Origin of the sequence: Cetobacterium sp. ZWU0022 (assembly GCF_000800875.1) — a bacterium.
Taxonomy (GTDB): Bacteria; Fusobacteriota; Fusobacteriia; order Fusobacteriales; family Fusobacteriaceae; genus Cetobacterium_A.
Window position 1 is genome coordinate 1 of record NZ_JRJZ01000100.1, and the last position, 23,967, is coordinate 23,967.

Annotated in this window: 6 protein-coding genes; 4 read left to right on the top strand and 2 right to left on the bottom strand. The window is 32.0% G+C overall.

What is annotated here, in order from left to right; genetic code table 11:
* Positions 1-235 precede the first annotated feature (235 nt).
* Positions 236-16,042 (top strand): DUF11 domain-containing protein, encoded by a 15,807-nt coding sequence (locus L988_RS08295; RefSeq protein ID WP_047383329.1) that lies wholly within the window; start codon positions 236-238, stop codon positions 16,040-16,042.
* Positions 16,043-19,759 carry a hypothetical protein gene (locus L988_RS08300; protein WP_047383331.1) on the top strand — a complete coding sequence of 1,239 codons (3,717 nt, stop codon included), beginning with the start codon at positions 16,043-16,045 and terminating at the stop codon, positions 19,757-19,759.
* A gap of 202 nt (positions 19,760-19,961) precedes the next feature.
* Here L988_RS08300 and L988_RS13285 read toward each other — a convergent pair whose 3' ends face one another.
* Positions 19,962-20,522 carry a HutD family protein gene (locus tag L988_RS13285; RefSeq protein WP_052191764.1) on the bottom strand — a complete coding sequence of 187 codons (561 nt, stop codon included), beginning with the start codon at positions 20,520-20,522 and terminating at the stop codon, positions 19,962-19,964.
* 120 nt (positions 20,523-20,642) lie between these two features.
* A complete protein-coding gene (locus tag L988_RS13680) occupies positions 20,643-20,792 on the bottom strand; it encodes a hypothetical protein (RefSeq protein WP_156111946.1) in 150 nt (49 codons plus the stop codon).
* 148 nt (positions 20,793-20,940) lie between these two features.
* On the opposite strand from L988_RS13680, the gene L988_RS08310 reads away from it, so the two are divergent.
* Complete coding sequence (locus L988_RS08310) at positions 20,941-22,068, top strand: YibE/F family protein (RefSeq protein WP_047383334.1); 1,128 nt, start codon at positions 20,941-20,943, stop codon at positions 22,066-22,068.
* Entirely contained in the window at positions 22,068-23,933 is a 1,866-nt protein-coding gene (locus tag L988_RS08315; protein WP_231549834.1) for a bifunctional UDP-sugar hydrolase/5'-nucleotidase, read from the top strand. Before L988_RS08310 ends, L988_RS08315 begins: the two co-directional genes overlap by 1 nt.
* Positions 23,934-23,967 lie beyond the last annotated feature (34 nt).

Genomic DNA, 23,967 nt, shown 5'->3' on the forward strand with positions numbered 1-23,967 from the left:
AAAAAATGGTGGTGCTCTTTAAAGGTGCTACAGTGCTGCTAAACAAAGTTGCAAAACACAGTAAGGCTTTAATGCACGATATATTTGTAGGATACGCTCATCTGAAACTTTAATAAATTGCTTCGATGTTTTTATATTTTTGATAAATATTTCCAAAATAATGAAATAGAAAAAAGGAATGAAAGAGAACATAAAGAATATATTTTGAAACGTATAAAAATATTAAGGAGGAACTATGGGGACAACGGGGACATATAAACGGTTTTCAGCACTATTTATTTTCTTATTAAATTCTATATTTTTATTGGCGGCTCCAGTAGTAACAATTCAGAAAGTTAATACATCGGGAGTTGTACAATCAAATGAGTATGACACAGGAGAAACATTAAGATTTAAGGTACGGATTACTAATCCAGGACCAACAGCATTAACAAATATAAAAATAGAAGCGCCGCTGAGTGGAATAACTTCAACGTTAGATGGAGGAGGTTCAGGAGCGGCTTTTTCTAATTTGGTAAACCAAGTTAGTAGTAGTAGTTCAGGTGCTATAACGGGGAGCGTACCATTAAATGGTGATTTTTCAGTTAATGGTGTAGATATACCAGTAGGAGGATTTGTAGAGTATTTCGTGAGAGGAACTGTAAATAATTTGGTAAATGGTCAATTAACTCCAGTTGTAACTGTAAAAGAAACTAACAATACATCTATTGGAACTGGAAATATTACTTTAACAAGAGTTCCTTACACATACACAATAGGAAAGACATCACCAATAGCTTATTACGAAAAAGAGGGAGTTGTAACTTATAAGGTAACAATAACAAATACAAGTTCAACAACTACAATAAAAGATTTTAAAGTAGAGGATATTTTACCATCTGATTTAACAGGGGCAACTATAACTGCGACTAGTACAGGATCAAGTACAGCAGGAAGTTTTTCACCTTCTGGAAATTTAATTGCGACGGGAATAGAGATTAGTCCTTTAGGAAAAGTAGAATATACAATAACTGCAAATGTAAAAGCAGGGGTAACTACTCCAATAGTTAATACTGCAACAACTACAGTGAGAGGTCAAACAGAGAGCTCACTACCTTTGACTTTAAATTTAGCAACTTACGACTATTCAATTATAAAGACAACTACAACAACAAATTATACACCGGGTCAAAACTTAACATATAAAGTAAGAGTTCAGAATAATTCAAGTACTGTTGGAATTACAAAAATGAAAATTGAGGATATTCTTTCAACGATTACAGCAACTGCGGCGAATGGTTCTGTAAAATCAGTTTTTGTACCAGGAACAATAACAACAACAGCGACTGCATCAGGAGGTAGTAGTGCAGGATTATTCTCACCAACAGGCAATTTATCAGCTACAGATGTAAGTATAGCTACAAATTCGTTTGTAGAGTATACAATAACAGGAAAAGTAAATGATGATATTGTGGGAGCAATAGATAATACAGCAAAAGCAACTGATAGAAATAATGTTGAAAAAGTATCGACAATAAGCACAACATCAGTAGCGCCAGTAATGAATTTGACTAAAACTCAAAACCCAACGAGTTATAGACCTGGACAAACAATTACTTATACAGTAACTGTTAGAAATACAGGAACAGGAATAGCTTCAAACTATCTAGTAGAAGATTTATTGGCAAATATAACAGGAAGACTTGGGAATAATGGAACTTCATCAGCTACAGATGTAGCATCTTCAGGATTACTTAATACTTGGACTGTAAATGCGGCCTTGGCTGCAGGGTCAACAAAATCTCTATCAGCTATAGTAACTAACGGAGGAACTACATCTAATACAAATTTATTGGATATAGTATCAGTCTTCCCTGGAGAAAGTATAATTTATACGATAACAACAGTAGCAAAAGATTCTGCAATTAGTAATATAGTAAATGTTGCTAATTTAAAGAAAGATAATGTTCTACAAAAAACAGCGACTGTTACAACAACACCTGTTGCTTTGGCAAATAATAGTACTGTTGTTATAACAAAAGTTCCAACACAGATAGAATACAAACCAGGAGATGTTATAACTTATAATATAACAGTAACTAATCCAAATAACAATTTTATGAATGATATTACTATAACAGATTTGATAAATTCAATAAAGGCAACACAAATAGATGGATCGTTAGCTCCAGCATTTGATAGTTGGGATTTATCTGTTCTATCTACATCAGGAGTAGGAACAGCATCTGGAACAGTAAATACAACAAATAATACAGGAGATTTGATTTTAACAGCAGATATTGGACCAAATGGAAGTATAGTTTATGAAATAAAAGCAAAAACAAAACTTACAACTGTTGGTTTAATACAAGATAGTACAACAATAGCAGGAGACAATGTTGTAGAAACAGGACCTGGAGTAAAAATGTCTACTCCAATTTTAGAGGTAGCTAAAAATGTTAATACTACAGAATATGTTCCAGGAGGAACACTAATTTACACAATAGATGTTGATAATCCAGGAGATGGATATGCTACTAATGTAATGATTACAGATAAGCTAAGCTTGGTAACAGCTCAGTTAATAGATGGAACAACAGGACCTGCATTTAATTCTTGGAATATAACTTCGAAAATATATGATATATCTGGAAGCACACCAGTACTTGTAAATAGTGTTTTAGATCCAACAAGTGCAGGAACGTATTCACCAACAGCAGATATAAATATAACAAATGCAATTTTAGGACCAAACAGAAGAATAACTTATACAATAGAAGCGGTTTTAAATCCCAAAGCAAAAGGTGCTATTAAAAACTTAGCAACAGTGAATGGAGCTGTTTATTCTGATAAAGGATCACAGACAAAAGTTTCAAAAATAAGTATAGAAAAAACGACACCAACATCAACATATGTTGCAGGAGGAACAACAACTATAACATATGATGTAGTTGTAAAAAATGATGCTACTGCAGGGGTTGCTATAGGAATAAAAGTTGAAGATAAAGTATCAGAAGCTATTGCAGCTCTTTTAAGCGATGGTACAACAACAACAGCTTTTAGTAGCTGGACGATATCAGCTCCTGTACTAACAGGAAGTGAAACAAAATCAACATTAACTACTAGTATTAGTAATGTTGATTTAGTAGACACAGTTAATATTTCACCAGCTGGATCTGTAAAGTATACAATAACAGCAACATTAAAAACACCAACCTCAACTAATATTTTATACGGTCCAATAACTAATACAGCAAAAGCCGACGGTTTAATTGCTTCTGCTACAACAACACCTAAATTACCAAATTTAAATGTATCTAAAACAGCAATATCAGGAACGTTTATACCTGGTGGAACTGTATCATTTAAAGTTGTTGTAAGTAATAATGGAGAGGGATATGCAAACGATGCTTTAATTAAAGATATTTTAAACTCAACATATTTTGAAAATATAGAGATAAATGGAACACCAACAGGGTTAGGAACGACAACAGGGATAAGTAATCCTATAAATACTGATTTAAATGCAGTTGTAGATATAGCACCTGGAGGAAAAGTTGAGTATACAATTACAGCTAAAGTAAAAGCTAGTTACTTAGGAAATACAGTTTCAAACACAGTAGAAGTAACAGATACTCAAAATAATTTAACAACAACGACATCAGCAACAATAACAAAAAATGGAGGCTCAGGAAATCTTCTTGATTTTGTGAAAAGAAGTAACAACACTATATTTGAACCAGGAGGAACAATAACTTACTTTATAGATGTTATAAATAGATTAGGTTCAGAAAAAGTAGTTACAGTAAAAGATGTTCTTAGCAATATAAAAGCAACTTATGCAAATGATTTAGGACTTGAAAATGTAACAGATATGCCTAATCAGCCAGCATTTGATACATGGAATATATTTAGAGATTTAAATAATTCAAATCCAACATCTGTTTTGGGAAGTCCAAAGACAGATTTAAATGATACTATAACAATACCAGGTAATTCAACTATGACGTATAAAATAGTTGCGACAGTTAATCCTAGAGTCGTTACAACTCAGCTAACAAATATAGCAACTGTATTAGAGGGCACAACTTTAATCGGAACAAGTTCTGTGCAACATAACATAGTTCCACCAGGTGGAGGAGTTACTAGAGAAGTTAATAAGTCGACATATATTCCAGGAGTAGATACTATAAAATATACAATAACAGCAACTTCTACAGGTCCTGGATATCAAAATAATTTGAGTATAAATGAGCTTGTAAAAGACTTAACAGTACCACTTATAGATGGAACAGTTGGAAATCCATTTAATGGAGTATTTACAGTTACAAAAATTGTAACAAATGAAACAGATGGAACAGAAACTGTTTTTACAGTAGGACCAGCAAATAATGAAAATCTAATTGGTTTAGTGGATGTTAAACCTGGAGAAAAAGTTCAATACGTAATAGAAGGTTTAGTTCGGAAAGATGCAATTGGAACTATTAATAATAACGGTCTAGTAACAGTTCCTTTTAGATGGAATTTACAAAATACAAAGAGTGTATTACCTAGTAAATATGAGCCTGGGGGATATATAACATATACAATAACTATAAAGAATAATAGTAATGGTAATGCTCAAAATATACCTGTAAGTGATGACTTCAATGTAATTAAAGTTACAGATTCAACAGGAGCACTTGTGTCAGCTTTATCAGATATAACTGTTGATTTAGCTAACAGTACTGCAACAGGATTTAAAGCAGATTTAGGAAATCCTATTATAACTGCAGGAGTATTAACTGCAACTCCAGATATACCGATAGGTGGAGTTATAGTTTATAAAATTAAAGCTAAAGTAACAGATAAAGCTGTTGGTTTTATTACAAATACAGCTATTGTAGATGGAGATGCAGTATCAAACCAAGTAGGACCATCGATAGATAAACCTGAAATTAAAAAAGAAGTTTTAAAATTCTATAAACCAGATGGAACAACAGTTCTAACAAATAGATATATGCCGGGTGGTTTTATAGAGTATAAAGTAACTCTAAAAAATACAGGAAAAGGAATTTTAAATAATGGAACTTTCTTAGATGAAATAGGTGCAATTACGACGAACTACGCAACAACAGGAGTAACAGGACCAGCTTTTGATAGTTGGACAATAACAAAGTTAAGTGAAACAGGAGCTTCAACAGTGGCTGATATAAATAATTCTATCCCTTTAGGAACAGAAGTTTTAAATTCTGCAGCAAAGCCTAAAATAGAAGGATTGATGGATATTCATCCAGGTGGAGAGATTGTTTATATAATAAAAGCTAAAATAAATGAAAATGCAGTTAGAAATATCACAAATACAGCTAGTTTAAATGGTTTGAAATCAGCTGTAACTTCACTTATGAAAAATCCAACTATTAATCATACAAAACAAGTATTTGAAGAAAATGGAACAACAGTTAAAACAACTTTTTTACCTGGTGATAAAGTTGTTTATAAAATGAGAGTTGAAAACACTGGATTCGGTACGAGTGCTTCAAAGACTTATACTGATATAGTTGCAAATATAGTAGGAGAGATTGCTGAAACTCCAGGATCAGTAGCAATTCCAACAGCAAATGTATTTGCTAGTTATACAGCTAGCTTTACAACATCTGGTGGGAATGTTACAACTATAGGATCTGCTGGTTTAAATCAAACAATTAACCTTCCAAATTCGGTTACGATAGCTCCGGGAGGATGGATTGAGTTTAGAATAGATGCGACATTAAAGGATACGGTTATAGGTAGATTTACAAACAGATCAACTTATGATGGAAATAATAAAGATGTAAGCTTAAATCCAGTACCACCAGTAATAACTGCTAAGAAAACTCTAACGAAACTAAATGGAGTAGATTTTGTAGCAGGAATGACTTATGCTCCAGGAGATTCTGTAGAGTATAAAGTTGAAATTGAAAATATAGGAAGTAGCTTCTTCAATAACTTAGCTATTGGAGATAATCTTGATGCAATAGTTACTAGCTTAACTGGAGATGCAACAGGAAAAGGACTTGAAAATATATCAATTTCATCTCCAGTGGTTACTAACACATTATCAAAGCCAGTTTTAACAGATATTAAACCATCAGCTGGTAATAGTAGCACGAATTTACAAGTTGAAGTTGATTTTGCACCGAAAGATAAAATTGTATATACAATAACAGGAAATATTGTGAAATCAGCAATTGGAACTATACCGGCAAATATTGCGATAGTAAATGGAGTAAGTTATCCAAGTAATCCAATAAACCCAAAGGCGCCAATAATATCTTCTAAAAAAGAGCTAATAGCCCCAGCGAATAAAATTTATGGGCCAAACGAAGTTGTAGAGTATAAAATTACAATAGAAAATACTGGTGAAGGTTTTGGTAATGATATAAAAATAGTTGATTTGATAAGTGATATTAAGACGACTCTTTTAAATGGTAGCCAAGGACAAGCTTTTGCAAACTGGACAATAACAAGCCTTATAACTCATAGTAATACGGCTTTTAACGGTCAGACAATTTTACAAAATGCTTTGGCGGATAATACGAATATCAATACAGAAGTGGATATAGCACCAAGCGGAAAAGTTGAAATTACAATAAAAGCAACAACATCTAGTTTAGCAGCTGGTGAGATTGTAAATATTGCAAAAATAGATAACGTGGAGAAGCCAAGCGATAAAATTAATCCTAGAACAGCAGTTGTTGAATTTAATAAAGTTCCTTTAATAACAGGAAGTACAACATATACTCCAGGTGGAGATATTGGATTTAGATTGGTTCTTAGCAATACAAGTACGAATGCAATTGCAAAAGATATTAATTTAAGTGATTTGGTAAGTACTATAAAAGTTGATTCTTCAAATGGAGGACAAGTGCCAGCTTTCCAATCGGGATGGATTTATGAAATTGTAAGTGTTAGTGGAGATAGCACTAAATTTGCAACTTCAGGAATTACGAATGGAGTAGATATAAGTGCAGGAAAAGTTACTTTAGGACCAGGAGAGATTGTAGTTGTTAGAATAAAAGGAAAGGCAGCAACTACAGCAATTGGAAATATAGTAAATACAGGAAATGCATCTTATAATGGAACTGATTTAGGACCAAAAACAGTTACGTTGACACCAGCCCCAGGAATTGCAGATTTAAGCAAAGTTGTAAATAAAGAATCGTATACAGTAGGTGGAAAATTAATCTATACAATTGTTGTAAAAAATACAGGAACAGGTTATTTAAATGATGTTACGATAATAGATGATTTAAAACTAATTGAAACAGAATTAGCAACTGGAGGAGTTGGAAAAGCTATAGATAGCTTTAATGTGGTAACTCTAACAAAAACAAATTCAGCTACAATTATAACTAGAGATACTACATATGCTAATGGATTTAAAGCAACTGGGGATATTTATCCAGGAGATACTGTTACTATAGTAATAGAAGCAACACTAAATCCTCTAGCAGCAGGGAAGATAACAAACATAGCTAAAGTTTTAGATTCATCAGGAAATGAATTTAGTGAAGATAAAACAAACAATACTACAACAGTAAATCCCTTACCAGCAATTGTACAAATATTAAAGACAGTTGATAAAGCAACATATATTTCAGGGGATACTTTAACTTATAAAGTTGTTGTTGGAAATACAGGAACAGGTTGGGCAAATGGAATAAAAGTTACAGATGATATATCTGGAATTTTAGCAGAGATAGGCGGAGCATCTGTTGGTGCATTTGAGTCATGGACAATAGTAGCAAATAAAGTAGCTGGAAGTGATAAGGTTATACTTGGTAGTACAGAGTTAATAAGTTCTACAACATTGACACCAAATAGCAATTTAGATGCGAAAGTTTCATTGGCACCTCTTTCTTCAGTAGAGTTTACAATAGTAGCAAAATTAAAACCAAATACAACAACTGATATAAAAAATATTGCAAAATATCAGTATGATCCAAATAATCCGACTAATCCAACAACGGATCCAAAATTAAGTAATGAGGTTATAACAACTCCAAAGGTAACAGATTTAACAATAACTAAATTACAAAATAACCTAAGAGAAAGATCAGGGTTTACAGCAAATCCAGTTCAATACTGGTTAGATGACGTTATTTTATATCAAATTGTTGTTCAAAATGGTGAAAATGCAATAAATAATTTTGAGATAATTGATAATATACAACAAATTTTAGTTGGTGGAAGTGGAGGAGCTAATATTCCTGCATATTCTCAGTGGTCAATAGATAGTATTATTTATTCTGATGGAACAGCAGGACCAATAAGTGCTCAGCCATCGGGAATAGCAACACAACCATCAGGAGAAAATATTTCAGTTAAAACAAGCTTGAAGGCTGGGGAAAAAGTAACTGTTACGATTAGAGCTCAAATAACAAAGGGGGATGAAACTAATCTGAACTTCCCACAATCAGTTATAAAAAATACAGCTTCAATAATAGTAGAGTTAGCAGGTGGAAATCTGATAACAGAAAACTCTAACGAAGTAATATTTACTCCTTATCCACCAGTATTAGAAAGAACGAAGACAATAACAAGTATTGCAGGAGTACCTTATACATCAGGAATGACTTATTCTCCAGGAGATAAAGTTGTTTACACAATAGGTCTAAGAAATACTGGAAATGGAGTTGCAGATAATATAACAGTAAAAGATGATATAGCATCTGTGGTTACAGAGTTAGCAGGAGGAGCAGTAGGGTCAGCATTTAGTACTTGGACAGTAACCTTAGATAAATCACCAGCAGCTAAAGTTGATGGAACATATCCATTATCAAGTCCAGCAGTGATAGATGATATCGTTGATTTAGGACCTGATAAATATGTAAACTTTATAATAGAGGCAACAGTTGCAACTAATGCAATTGGGACTATTTCTCCAAATATTGCAATAATAAATGGAGAGGATAAAGTTACACCACCTATTCCTCCAAAAGTAGGAACAGCACCGAGTTTAACTAAAAAAATAGTTGTGGAAGACTCTAGATTAGATAAATCTGAATACAGTGCAGGGGATACAATAGTTTATGAAGTTACAGTTTCTAATCCAAACGATAAGATTTGGCTTAATGATGTAAATGTAGTGGATTTAATAGGTGATGTAAAAGCTTTAAATTTAGCAGGAATTGAAGTTACAGCATTTAAACCAAACTGGCAAATAGAGATGTCTAACTTAAAGCCAGAAACTATATTTAGTGGAACTTATCCTAAAAATAATGTTAATTTAAATGAGACTATGGATTTAGCTCCAGGAGATATAGTTAAATTCAAAATTACTGCAATTATAAATGATAATATAGTTGGAAAAATAATAAATACAACTACAGGAACGTATAAGAAAAACAAAACTGAGACACCTGTACTAGGACCAGTAAGTGTAGAATCAGATTCAAAAATAGGTTTAGCAAGTATTACAAAGTCACCATATGAAGAGTTTTATTCTCCTGGTGGCGTGATAGGATTTGATATTGTAATAGAAAATACTTCAGCAAACTTAATAAATGATTTAAAATTAACAGATTTAATAAGCGAAGTAAAAGTAAATAAAATTGGAGAATCAAATCCAGTACCAGCATTTAAAGCTGACCCCGCTTGGACAATAACTTATCAGGTTGTAGGAGATACTGTGAATACAGATGCCACTTCAATTCCAGCAACAGGAGATATAAATGCTGTGAACCTTGATATTGGAAAAAATACAAAAATTATAATTCAAATTAGAGGGACAGCAGCAGATAAAATATATGGAGATATAATAAATACTGCAAGCTATGAATATCCTGATACTAATGAGAATAAAGAAGTTACTGCAGTAATAAAACCAAAGGATCCTGTATTAACATTAGTAAAAAATGTAAATACACCAGAGTATGGACCACAGGATGAAATTGTTTATACAATTGAAATACAAAATACAGGAATAGGAGCTGCAATAGGAGTTGAATTAGAAGATGCAATAGGAGCTTTAGAAACAACTTTAGTAGGAATAGCAGCTCCAGGAACTGGATTAGCTTTTACTTCATGGACAAGAGAGTTGACATCTGTACCAGTAACTTCATCAGTAGTATCAGAAATTACAGATGGTGATACTTATAAAGCAAAGCTAGATATAGCTCCATCAGATAAGATTATAATCACTTTAAGAGGAGTTTTAGATGAAAGAGCTTACGGTAAAATAGATAACTTAGTATTACTAACTTATAGAGACGGACAAAATACAGAGAAAAAATTAGAAGCTAACGCTGAAACAACTGGAAAATCATCAGAATTATTCATAAGAAAAACAATAAATAAAAATGTTTATGAAGATGGAGATACATTAGTGTTTACAGTATTGCTTCAAAATGCTGGATTAGGATGGGCAAATGAGATAATAGTAGAAGATAAAATTTCAGAAATAAAAGATGAGAACTTAAATGTAAGCGCATTCTTATCTTGGACTATTACTGCAACTAAAACTTCAGAATTCTCGTTTATAAATCCTGAAATACTACCAGAGAGTACAGATTTATTCGCTAAAGTTGACATAGCACCTTTAAGTGAGGTTACATTTACAATAGTAGCTAAATTAAAAGAGGATGTAACATCAATTTTAAGAAATAAAGCTAAATTTAAAGATGGAGAGAAACCACCAGTTGATAGTAATGAGGTTGAAACAAAACCTATTCCGGGAATGATCTCTATCATAAAGGAAACTTTAGAGCCGACTTATGCGCCAGGTCAAAAGTTAACTTATATAATAAAAGCGAAGAATGAATCGAATATTCATTTAGAAAAAGTATTAATAACAGATTCTTTAAATAATATTCCAGTAAGTACAAATATAGCTGGAAAGACAATATTACCATTTAAAAATTGGAAGGTAATCAGCGTTAAAAATGATAAAGGATCAGAGATAGGAACATATTTACCAACAGAGTTCTCTACAACACCAGTAGAGGCAATAGTAGATATGGATCCACTAGAAACAGTAGAGGTTACTATAGAAGCTGAAGTTACAATCGGAGATGTCGAAAATGGGGTTCCTTTTGCAGATATAGAAAACGTTGCAGTAGCTACACATAATGACATACCAGTTTCAGATTCAGTAAAAACACCTTCAGCGCCAGGGGACGTAACAGTTCTTAAAAATATAAAGACTTTAGGTGGGGTAGCGTTTACAGGACAAAAATATAAAGCTGGAGATACTATCGAATATGAAATTAAGGTGAAAAATAGTGGAATAGGATTAGCGAAGAACGTAATCATAAAAGATGAAATTTCAAAATTAAAAGTAGAAACAGCTGGAGGAAGCTTAGAAAATGCAATTGAAAGCTGGACGGTATCAATTTCATCTGAAAAGGCAACAACAATAATAACACCGAATACTGTTGCTGAAAATAGTGATATAGATTTAGTAGCGGATATAGATGTGAATGATACAGTTACAATATTAATAACAGGGAAAATAAACTCAAAAGCAACAGGAGTTATACCTAAAAATATTGCGACAGCAAATGACAAAACATCTGAAACACCAGAAATAGATCCAGAAAAAGGAGTTTTAGAATTCACTAAAACAATAATAGGTGGAACTGACTATGTTCAAGGTGGAAATATAGTTTATGAACTTAAGATAACTAACAAGAGTAAAACATTCATAAATGATGTAAGTTTTGTAGATGAAATTTCGAAAATAAAAGCGACAGGATTGGATGAAAGTCAAGTGATAGCATTTAAATCTTGGACAGTAAGTAGAAGTGATAAAGGAACAGGAACAATATACAATCAAGCGCCTAATTTGTCGAATATAGATATAAACGATAAGATAGATATATCACCAGAGGACGTATTAACTTATACAGTAACAGCAGTTGTAGAGGATGATGTTGTAGGAGATATAGTAAATACAGGTTATGTAGAGTATGTTGGACCAGAGGGATTAGTAAAGTTAGAAAGAGATGTTGTTTCTAAAACTAATCCAGGAGATGTAAGATTAACAAAAGAAGCGATAAATCCAACATATGTTCCAAATGGAGAGATTGGATTTAGAGTTGTACTAGAGAATATCTCTACTGAAAATGTAGCGAATAATATAACAATAAGAGATATCATAAGTACTATTGTAGCAGATAAAATAGGAGGAGGAACTACACTAGCCTTTAAACCAGGATGGAAGATAACATCAAGAGTAGAAGGCGATTTAGAAAACTCAAATATAAATAGCTTACTTTCTTTAGAAGAGGGAAGAGATATAGTAGATTTAATAGTAGATTTAGGAAAAGCATCAAAAGTAATAATAGAGATTAAAGGAATAGCGGAAAGTAATATATATGGTGATATAAAAAATATAGCATCATTTAGTTATCCAGATAGCAAAGAGAGTTATGAGAGAGAAGCGATTATTAAAAGTGCTCAATCTACACCAGAATTAACAAAAGTTGTGGATAAAGCAGAATATAACTCAGGAGATACATTAGAATATACAATAAGAATAAAAAATCCAGGGTTATCAATAATACCAAACTTTGTATTAACTGATGAAATTGGAAAAGTTGTAGGAGAGATAGCGGGAGAAAGCTCATCAACAGGATTAGCGTTCGCATCTTGGCAAAGAGTTTCTTTAGAAATACCATCAACATCTGCCTTAAAAGAGGAGTTAGTTAAAGACTCAGCTGCAGGAGATACATATAAAGCAGTACTAGATTTAGGAGTTGGAGACGAAGTGGTATTGAAGTTATCAGCAGTAACAAAACCTAATGTATTTGGAACGCTAGTAAATACAGCGGTAGGTAAATACACTGAACAAGGAGAAGGCGGAGCAGTAGAAAAAGAGATAGTAAAACAAGCTGTTTCAACTGGAAAAATTGGACTTCTTGGATTGACAAAAACAGTTAAGACGAAAACATTATTACCAAATACATCAACATATCTATATTCTCCAGGAGAAGAGATTGAATATACTATAGTTGTAAGTAATAATGGAGATGGATGGGTTAGAAATGCAATATTAACTGATATGTTTACAGAAGTTCAGACTAAACTGTATCCAAATGGAGACTTAGGAGCAGCATTTGAGAATGGAACTTTATCGATTGAGTATGTATCTTCAGATTCTGAAAACTCAATTGTAATATTAGAAGATAATCCAAATTTAAAAGCTGAAATAGATATAAAAAATGGAAGCACAATTACATTTGTTGCAAAAATAAAAGTGTCGACAGAAGCAGTATCTATAATACAAAATAAAGCTGTTTTAAGTATTAAAGTAGGAGAAAAAGAAGAGGTTATCGAAGCAAAAGTAAATGTTTTTGCTCAAATACCTAAAGTTAGTTTAACTAAAACAGTAGATTTAAAAGAGTTTAATCCTTCAGAGAAATTAGTTTATATAGTAACTTTAGAGAATTCTGGAGATAATAATATAGTTGGAATTGAAGGTACTGATATCATTAAAGATATTAGATCTCTAAATAACCTAGGAGAGATGGTTTATCCATTTGAACCAGAAGCAACTATAACTAGATTAATTGAACCTGAAAACTCAGTAAGAGTTACACCGATTGAAACGGCTCAAGGAAATATAGTAGATAAGTTAGATATGAAACCAAAATCAAAAATAACTTATATAATAGAAGTTCAAGTTAAAGATTCGATAGTTGGTAGTATAGTAAATATAGCTAAAGCTAAAATTTTAAGTCAAGATGGTTTTGGAGAAGATAAAAACTTAGAATCTGAAGTGACGTCAACTCCAAGAAAACCAGTGATAGCTATAGAAAAAACTGTACTTACCCAGTTAGAATCTGATGATAAAATTGTAAATGGTGAAGAGGTTACATACACAATTAAATTAAAAACAGATAAAATAGTGTTTAATGTACAGTTGATTGATAAGATTTCTGAGATTAAAAATGAACTAGGAGAGGCATTGTTTGATCCGGAAACAATTAAAATAGTTTCTGTAAAAGAAGGTGAAAGCGACATAGCTTACACTGGAGATATCAATGGCTCAACTTCTGAAATCAAAATATCAAGAATTGATACAGAAGCAATAGTAGTAATAAAAGCAACTGTAAAAAATAATGTTTCATTAAAAAGTGGTGAAAAAATAACAAATACAGCATCAGCAAATTATGATCAGCAAAATGATGGTGGATTTGATTTAGAGACACCTGTAAGTGCAACTGTTGATGTGATTGGAAAAGCTATGCAACTAGAGTTAACGAAAGTAGCAAAGCAAGATCAAGTTTTATTAGGAGAAGAGATAGAATACACTATAGAAGTTAAAAATAGTGGATCAACAAGAGCATTAAACTTCACTGTAATAGACAATATATCTGAAATGACAGAGCTATCAAATAGTGGTTCAAAGATACCAGCTTATACAAGTTGGTCTATAACAGGAGTTGCAGGACCTAATTCACTAATAGGAACTATTCCAGGTCCAAATATTAATTTAAATATTACTGATGCTGAAATAGCTGCAGGTGAAACTCTAACATATACAATTAGAGCTAAAACATCATTAGATTTAAATGTACAAAAAGTTAGAAATATAGCTAAAGTAGCTATTGTTGGATTACCTGAAATAGAAGCAGAAGCAGAGGTAAAAGTTAAAAAGCCTTTAGTGTCGATAGATAAAGAGGCTGGAGTAAAAGAAACATCGATAGGGAAATTTGTACCTTATAGCTTAGTAATTACAAATAACGAGAGTCAACCTATTAAAAATCTTAAAATAAAAGATACCCCACCAGCTGGATTTAAATATGTTGATGATTCTTTAGGAATAATCAAAAATGGAGAGAAAGTTGGGACTATAGATGTTACTTATGAAGGGAATACTATTGTTATTGGACCGTTTGATTTAGAAAGTAAAGAGCAAATTGAAGTTGTTTACTTAACAAAAGTATCTATTGGAGTTGTAAGAGGAACTTATAAAAATGTGGCAGTTGTAACGAATACATCAGGAAAACCAGTTTCGAATGAAGATGTAGCAGAAGTTGATGTAGTTGAAGATCCATTATTTGAAACAACAACTGTAATTGGAAAAGTATTCCATGATAGAGACGGGGACGGAATTCAAGATGACAATAGAGCAACAGAAATATCAATAAAACAAGATATTCCAGAAAATGCATATGTTCCAAATAGTACGTACTATATAGTTGATGGTATTACAAAAGCTATTAAAGATCAGAGTGTTCCTTTAGAAAGAGGAATAAAGTTAAAAGAGGTTCTACATGGTAGAATGAGTGAAAGAGAAGATTTAGAGAAGAGTAGAGTTGAAATTTACACGGGATTAACTGATATTTCAAACTTAGGAGATATTAGAGTTACTACAGCAGAAGGAACAGATATAACTCTAACAAAAGACAATAGAGTTGTAAGTAATCATACTGGTTTAAAAGCTAAAGGTATGGTGTCACAAAATATCGTTGTAAGAAGACAGATATTGAAAAAAGCAACTAATAAAAATAAAGAGAATAAAATTAAATACTATCAAAAGATTACTGTAATAAACACAGGATTGATAGAGGAAGGAATTCCAGGAGTAAGAGTTGCCAATGTTGAAGGGTTAGTAATAATAACAGATCAATACGGAAGATTCCATATACCTGAAGTTTCTGATAAAAAAGGTAAAAATTATATTTTAAAAGTTGATGCAACAACATTGCCTGTTGGAAGTATATTTACAACAGAAAATCCAAAAGTTCAAAGATTAGGAACAACGATGATAAAATATAACTTTGGAGTAGTTTTACCTAGAACAACATATGAGTCAAAAGCAGATGGGACAAGATTGTTGAGAGTTAGAATTTTCCCAGGAGTCTTATTCTATGAAAGTTCAGCCGAGATAAAGCCTGTTGTTTATAAAGATCTTTTCGATGAAATTATGAAAAAATTAAAATCTAAAGACCACTTATTAGTTGAGTTAAATAGAAGTGGGAATAAGGATTTAGATGAAAAGAGAAGAGAGAAACTGCTAGAGGCTTTAAAGGATTATTTGAGTGATGAAAAAGTAAAAGTTCAATATATTCAAAGCAAAAAGGAGGCGATATAGATGAGTAATCACTTACAAAGTAACTGGAGTATACGTTTGATTTTACTAGGATTGATAATTTCAACAGCAAGTGCTCAAGTAGTTGAACCTCCCAACTCTTTTGATGAGTATGAAATAATTGAAACAGTATCAACTCAAAATTTGCAAAATGAAAATTGGAGTGATTCAGAAGAAAATGTAAGAGGTGTTGAGTTCCAGAAACTGGAACTCGACTCACCTTTCATAGAAGCAAATCGATTACCAGAAACAGAGGATTTAACATATAAAGGTAGAGCTTTTTTAGAAAATAGAAGAGGTGTTATCTATAGTATAGTAGATCCAGTAGCAGTAGATCCAAGATTGAATATACTTACGAAACCATATGTTTTGGTTGACGGAATGGGGAATATAAAAGAAGAGGTTATTTTCTATACCTATACAAACTATGATAAAAGTATTAAAAGTTATGAACTGCTAATATATAAAGAAGGGGATATATTAAGAAGAAATCCTATAGGAAAAGTAATTGGAGATAGAATAGATTTTAATACTCCAATAGTATGGGATGGTTTAGTTTCAAAAAATCAAAACTTAAAGAATGTAAATAAACTATATTATGTTCTTAGAGTTTATGGTGAAAATGGAACTTATGATGAAACAGATATAAAGACACTAAATTTAAACGATATGGTAATGAAAAAAACGAACGAAGATGATAGCTCACTAAAAGAGAAAGTCTATGGAACAAATGACTTGGCTTTACAAAATATACCCATCGTAGGATCTAAAATTAGATTCTACGGTAGGGATATTGATCCAAAATCAATAGTAAAAATTGATAATCAAAATATTGATTTAGATTCTACAGGTGATTTTATTTATGAAACTGTTTCAGATGAAACTTCAAAAGTATATAATTTTGAAATAGAAAAGGATGGGAAACATAAACACTATCCAATAGAAGTTGAGACAGTTAAAAATTATCAATATTTAGTAGCTTTAGCGGATTTTACTTTAGGAAATAATAAAGTATCAGGAAGCGATTCAATACTTCAAAATGATCCGGATTTTAGAGAGAGCTATTACAATACTGGAAGATTAGCTTTTTATTACAAAGGAATAAAAGATAAATATAAAATAACAGCTCAAGCTGATACTTGGGAAGATGAAATAAAAAATATGTTTAGTGATTTCCATATGAGAGATAAAAATGCTATTTTTAGAAAGCTTGATAGACAATATTTACCGTTTGACTATGGGGATGAATCAGAACGTTATTATGATGTTGAAACTGAGGGTAAGGCGTATTTAAGAGTTGATTGGGATAAATCTCAAGTTTTATGGGGGAACTATGAAACAGGTTTAGATTCAGGATTCTTTAATAATTATAATCGTAGTCTTTATGGAGCTAGAGGTGAATACAATAGTTTGGAGATAAATCCATTTGGAGAATCGAAACACCACATAGAAGTCTTTGCAGCTAATCCTGACACAAGCTATAAAAGAGATTCTTTCTTGGGAACTGGAGGAAGTATTTACGCTTTGAGTGAAAGAGATATAGTAATAGGAAGTGCAAAGTTAACAATAGAAATAAAAGATAAGAAAACAGGTAGAATTCTAGATAGAGTAACTCTAACAGAAGGGGCAGACTATACAATAAATGAGCTGTCGGGAAGAGTTATTCTTTCAGAACCTCTGAGTCAAAACTACTTCTCAGAAAAAAATACAGATATAGTAAAAAATACTCCATCAGGAGAAAAAAATATTTATTTAATAGCGGATTATGAATTCTATTCTTCAGCAGATAATATTTCAAATTTAACAGCAGGTGGAAGAGGTAAAACTTGGCTAACTGATAATATAGGTGTTGGTGGAACTTATGTTAAAGAAAATAGAAAAGGTTCATTAGCAGACTATGAATTGAAAAGTGCAGATTTAACACTGAAAAAATCTAATGGAACGTATATTAAAGGAGAATATTCGGAAAGTGAAGGAAATCAGCTAACTAAAGATTCAAATTGGTTTTCATATAATGGTGGTTATGATTTTATTCAGCAACCAATAATAAATGAAAATGGAAAAGGTCAAGCCTATTATATTGAGGCAAGTTTAGCACCAAGTGATTATAGTGAAAAGTTTAATTTAGATGACAATTTACTTTTTTGGTATTCTAGAAAAGATAAGGAATTCTCAACAGCGTCAGAGGCTAGTGGTTTAGAAAAAGAGGAGATTGGTTTTAGAGCAGAGCATAAAATTAATGAGAAAACTCTACTCTTTACAGAAGCTACAAAATATAAAGAAACTGATTTTGATGATCTCGGAAAAAAAGAAGGTTTCCAAGAGCAAAAGGAGATTTCTTTAGGAATAAATAGAGAAGTGACAGAAAAATTAGATATTGGATTTGAAGTTAAGTATGTAGAAGAAAAAGAGGATGAGTCAGAATTAGTAACATTAAACAGTGAGGATTTAGATAACGGTGAGGCTGTTCTTTTAGGTACAAGAGTTGGGTATAAATTTAATGAAGAGCTAGACGGATATTTAAAATTACAATCTTCTGTTTGGCGGGACAAAGGGTATGCACCAAATAATTCTATAACCGTTGGAGGAAAATATACACCTACAGAGAAATTAGAACTTGGAGGTGCTTTAACTACTGGAAATAGAGGAGAAGCAGCAGAAGTAACTATAGGTTATAAGTATAGTCCTGATTATGAGATATATGCAGGTTATACACATGAAAATGAAGATGATACAACTAAAGATTTAACAATAGGACAAAGATTCCTATACAGTGATAGAGTAACTCTTTTCCAAGAGAATAGTATAATGAAAAATTATTCAGAAAAAGGATTGTTGCAAGGTTATGGTGTTGATTATGAATATGAAAAAAATATTTTCTTAGGATTCCTATATGAAAGAGGAGATGTGGACATTGAAGATGGAAAAGTAACTAGAAATAATTTAGGAACTAGCTTGAGATATGAAACTGAAGAGCTATATTCAAAGCATAGACTTGAGTATGGTAGAGATTCAGGAGCTAGGTCATCTTCTAGTTGGGCATTTATTAATAACGCAAAATGGAAACCGACTCCAGAGTATACAATATTTGGAGAAGCTAACTATGTTTCAATAGATGGTGATAGCTATACTTTGAAGAAAGATAATAATGAGTACTTATCTAGAACTTTCGATGGTGATGATAAGTTCTACGAGTTAGGGTTAGGGTTTGGTTATAGACCAGTATTTAATGATAGGTTAAATTTAATATCAAGATGGAACTATATCTATGATACAAACGGATCTGGAACTGTAGGAGATTCAACAGACTTTAATTTTAAAGCTCACTTATATACAGTAGAAGCTATTTATGATTGGACTCAGAGATTAACTGTGGCAGGAAAATATGCAATAAGACAGGATAAAGTAAGATTAGTTTCTGGAGGAGATTGGCATAGTAATACAATAAATATGTATTCGATGAGAATGACATATGAAATAATATACAGATGGGATGTTTTTGCAGAATATCATATATTAGAAAGTAGAAAAACAGATGAAGTTAAGCATGGTGCTCAGGTTGGAGTTTATAGAGATATAAATGAAAATATGCAAGTTGGAGTGGGGTATAACTTCAGTAAGTTTGATGATAATTTAAAAGACTTACGTTATAAAAACGGTGGAAAAGATTTAGATTATGAGACACAAGGATGGTTCATAAATATAATCGGGAAATTCTAGTAAAAAAACTGTAAAAAAATCTCCAAAAATTTGAAAAACTTTAAGGAGGGTGATATAATTATATATTAAATATAATTATAAATAGGAAGGTCTGGTACAGTAGATGCAAGAAAAAGTAACTATGACTATGTTGGTTTTAGCAACAGCAATTCTAATGAGAATGTATGCTTAAATAAAACGCAGCCTTAAATTGGCTGCGTTTTTACTTTATATATAAAGATATTAAAATTCCTGAACCTTTTCCTTCTATATTAAAGTTATTTCCACAGATGATAATCGTGTCCCCAACTTCTAAAAGATATTCATTGTTGTTTATATTTACGTGTTTATTGTTTTCTAAATTATAAAAAATATTGATAGCTTTATTGGACAAAATCTCTCCTGAAAGATTGCTATCAGTAATATGGAAAGTTAATAATTCAACATCATCTTTAAAGATAAGGTTAAAATCTTCACTGTTTTCTTCGGTTGTACTTTTAGTTATACTGTCGCCTGAGAAAAAAATATGAGACATAGGATTTAAAGAGTATTCATTATTATCAATCTCTAACTTTATAGAACCTTTTAAAAGAATTAAAAGCCTTTTATACGAGTTGAAAGTGGTGAATTTATACACGCCTGGATTTATTGTAGCAGTTGAAACTCTAAAGTTAAAAGGGTTGTTTAAAGTCGAACCATCAGGGAATATATATAACTCTTTAGAAATTCCACCAGCCCATGAAGATTCTTTTACATTTTCTTTTCTAATAATTTTATAATCCATAGTATTTCTCCTCCGTATTCTTGAAGTTAATATCACTACTTTTATATAGCTCATAAAATCTGAATAATCAAGAGTAAATTTAGAAAAATAAAAAAAAACTCTCTGAATATATCCAGAGAGTTAAGCTATTTCCACTTTTTTATTTCCATCTTTGAAAGTGTGAATAACACTATCATTTATATCAGTAGCTTCTAATCCTAAAATTATCAAATCTAGTAGTTCGTCAATTGTTTTACCTTTTAGCAATTCTTTTATGTTTTTTTCTGGCATTATATTTTTACACCTCACTAAAAAAGTTTTTCATCACAATATAATAATACAAAAAAAATACTGAATAGTCAAACAAAAAAGAGATTTTTTTTAAAAAAAATGTTATAATTTTTAAGCAAAATAACTTTTAATAGAACAAGAGGTTGGAATGAAGAAGATATTATTACCAGTATTAGTTATAATCTCTATTTTTATGATGGCAACATACTCACCAAAATTAAGTCAAGGTTTAAAAGGGAAGGCTAGATTCCCACAAGAGTTTGTCCAAGGAGAGGTTATAAAAGTTTTAAAAGAGGATTTAATGAAAGATCCTGTTGTGGCAGGAAAGTTTAGAGGAAGTCAAACTTTAGAAGTTAGAATTCTTGAAGGAAAGTATAAAAATGAGGAGTTTGTAGTTTATAACTCTTTGAGTGCTTTGCATAATGTTTATGCAGATCAAGGTTTGAAGGCGATATTTACAGTGAAAGAAGAGGGCGCTAAGCCTACAGTCTGGCTCTATAATTTAAGAAGAGATAGATCAATATATCTTTTAGGAGCTATTTTTATAGGAGCTGTTGTATTGTTAGGAAAGATGAAGGGAGTAAAATCTCTTTTAGCGTTGGCATTTACAGGCTCAGTTATAATCTATGTACTGTTACCACTGCTATTTAAAGGAGTAGACCCGATTTCTACATCGATACTGCTTTCTTCAATTATAATTGTTGTAAGTTTTTTACTGATAGGGGGCTATGATAGAAAAACATATTCTGCTATAATAGGAACAATATGTGGAATAACAATAGCCGGTCTTATATCTTTTGGTTTTGGAAAAATTATGAAACTGAGTGGGCTAAATTTATCAGAAGGACAGCAACTATTATATATAACTAGAGATTTTAGATTGCAGATAGAGGGATTACTATTTGTTTCAATATTGATTGCCTCTTTAGGAGCGGTTATGGATGTGGCAATGTCTATTTCATCTTCAGTGAATGAGATTTATCAACATAAAAGTAGCTTAACAAGGAAAGAGTTGTTCCAATCAGCTATGGAGATTGGAAAAGATATTGTTGGAACTATGATTAACACTTTAATTTTAGCTTTTGCAGGTGGTTCGTTACCACTTATGATGATGATATGGGGATATGGAATGGTCTATCAGCAGTTTATCAATATACCAGCTATAGCTATAGAGATTGTCAATGCATTAGCAGGAAGTATAGGAATAATAGCAACTGTACCTGTAACCGCAGTTGTATCAATATTATTAATAAAAAGAAAAGGGGAGGAATATTAGTGAAAAGTACTAAGTTCTTTGTTTTAGGGGCACTTTTATCGTTAGCTTTAGTTGGTTGCGGTAAAAAAGAAGAAGCACCTAAAACAGCTACAAACACAGAGGTTAAGGAGTATTCAGAAAACAAACTTAACCTAGAAAAGAAAGTTATTACAAAAGGAGAGGTTGGAGCAGAAGAGGTAACTCTATCATTTGCAGCAACTTCAGACGTTCACGGAAGAATCTATCCATATGAGTATGGAATAGACTCTGAGGACAAAAGTGCAGGATTTGCTAAAACTTATACAATAGTAAAAGCTTTAAGAGAGCAAAATCCAAACTTAATACTAATGGATATTGGAGATACTGTTCAAGACAACAGTGCTGAGTTATTCAATAACTTAGAAACACATCCTATGGTAGAAGCTATGAACACTATGAACTACGATGCTTGGATTTTAGGAAACCATGAGTTTAACTTCGAGAAGGATTTCTTACTAAGAAATGTTAAAAACTTCAAAGGATCTGTAATCTCTGTAAATATAGAGAATGAAGATGATGGTTCAAAGTTTGTATTACCTTACCAAATCTATGAGATTGAAGGAGTAAGAGTTGCTTTAATGGGAGGAATACCACCTCACGTTCCTATGTGGGAAGCATCAGCACCAGAGCACTTCAAAGGGCTTACTTTTGAAGATCCTATGACAGCTGTAAAGGAAACATTAGATGAGTTAGAAGGAAAGTATGATGTACTTGTAGGAGCATTCCATTTAGGAAGAAAAGATGAGTATGGAAAAACTGGAGTATTTGATTTAGCAGAAGCTTATCCTCAATTTGATTTAATCTTTGCAGGACATGAGCATGCTAGATATGTAACAGATGTAAATGGAACGACAGTTCTTGAGCCTGGAGCTTACGGATGGGGAGTTTCAAACGGAGAGATTAAAGTTGCTAAAAAAGATGGAAAGTGGCAAGTTCAAAATATAGTTGCTAAAAACATTGAAACTAAAGATGTTGATGCAGATGCAGCTATGTTAGATCAATTTAAAAATGTTCATGATGAGTCAAGAGCAGATGCAAATAAAGTAGTAGGAAAAGTAAATGCTAAATTTATTGAAAGAACTGACTACATAACTGGTGAAGATAAAGTTACAACTATGCCAACATCTCAAATAGAGGATAACGCTATTATTGAGTTAATCAATGAGGTTCAAAACCACTATGCAAAATCAGATGTATCAGCAGCAGCGGTATTTAACTTTGATTCAAACTTAAATGCAGGAGATTTCAAAAAGAAAGATGTTGCATTCATCTATAAATATACAAATACGCTTATGGGTGTAAACATGACTGGAGCTAACTTATTAAAGTATATGGAGTGGTCAATGGATTACTACAATACAACAGAGCCAGGAGATGTAACTATATCGTTCAATCCAAAAGTTAGAGGATATAACTACGATATGTTTGATGGAGTAAACTATAAAGTGGATATTTCAAAACCAGCTGGAGAGAGAATAGTAGATGCTACAATAAAGGGAGAGGCAATCGATCCTGCTAAAGTATACAAGGTAGCTGTAAACAACTACAGATTCGGAACTCTTTTAAACTTAGGACTTGTAACAACTGAAGATAAGTACTATGATTCTTACGAAGAGTTACAAGATGGTGGAAGAATTAGAGATCTAATTGTTAGATACGTACAAGAGAATTTAAAAGGTGAATTAACTCCAAAAGTTGATAATAACTGGTCGATTGTAGGATTTGATGAGAATGTTCCTGGAAGAGCCGAGGTTATTGAAAGAATCAGAAATGGAGAGATAAAAATCCCTATGTCTGAGGATGGAAGAACTCTTAATGTTCAATCAGTAAACATTAACACTCTATAATAGAAACAAAAGTATAAAAGAGGAGAAGTTTCTC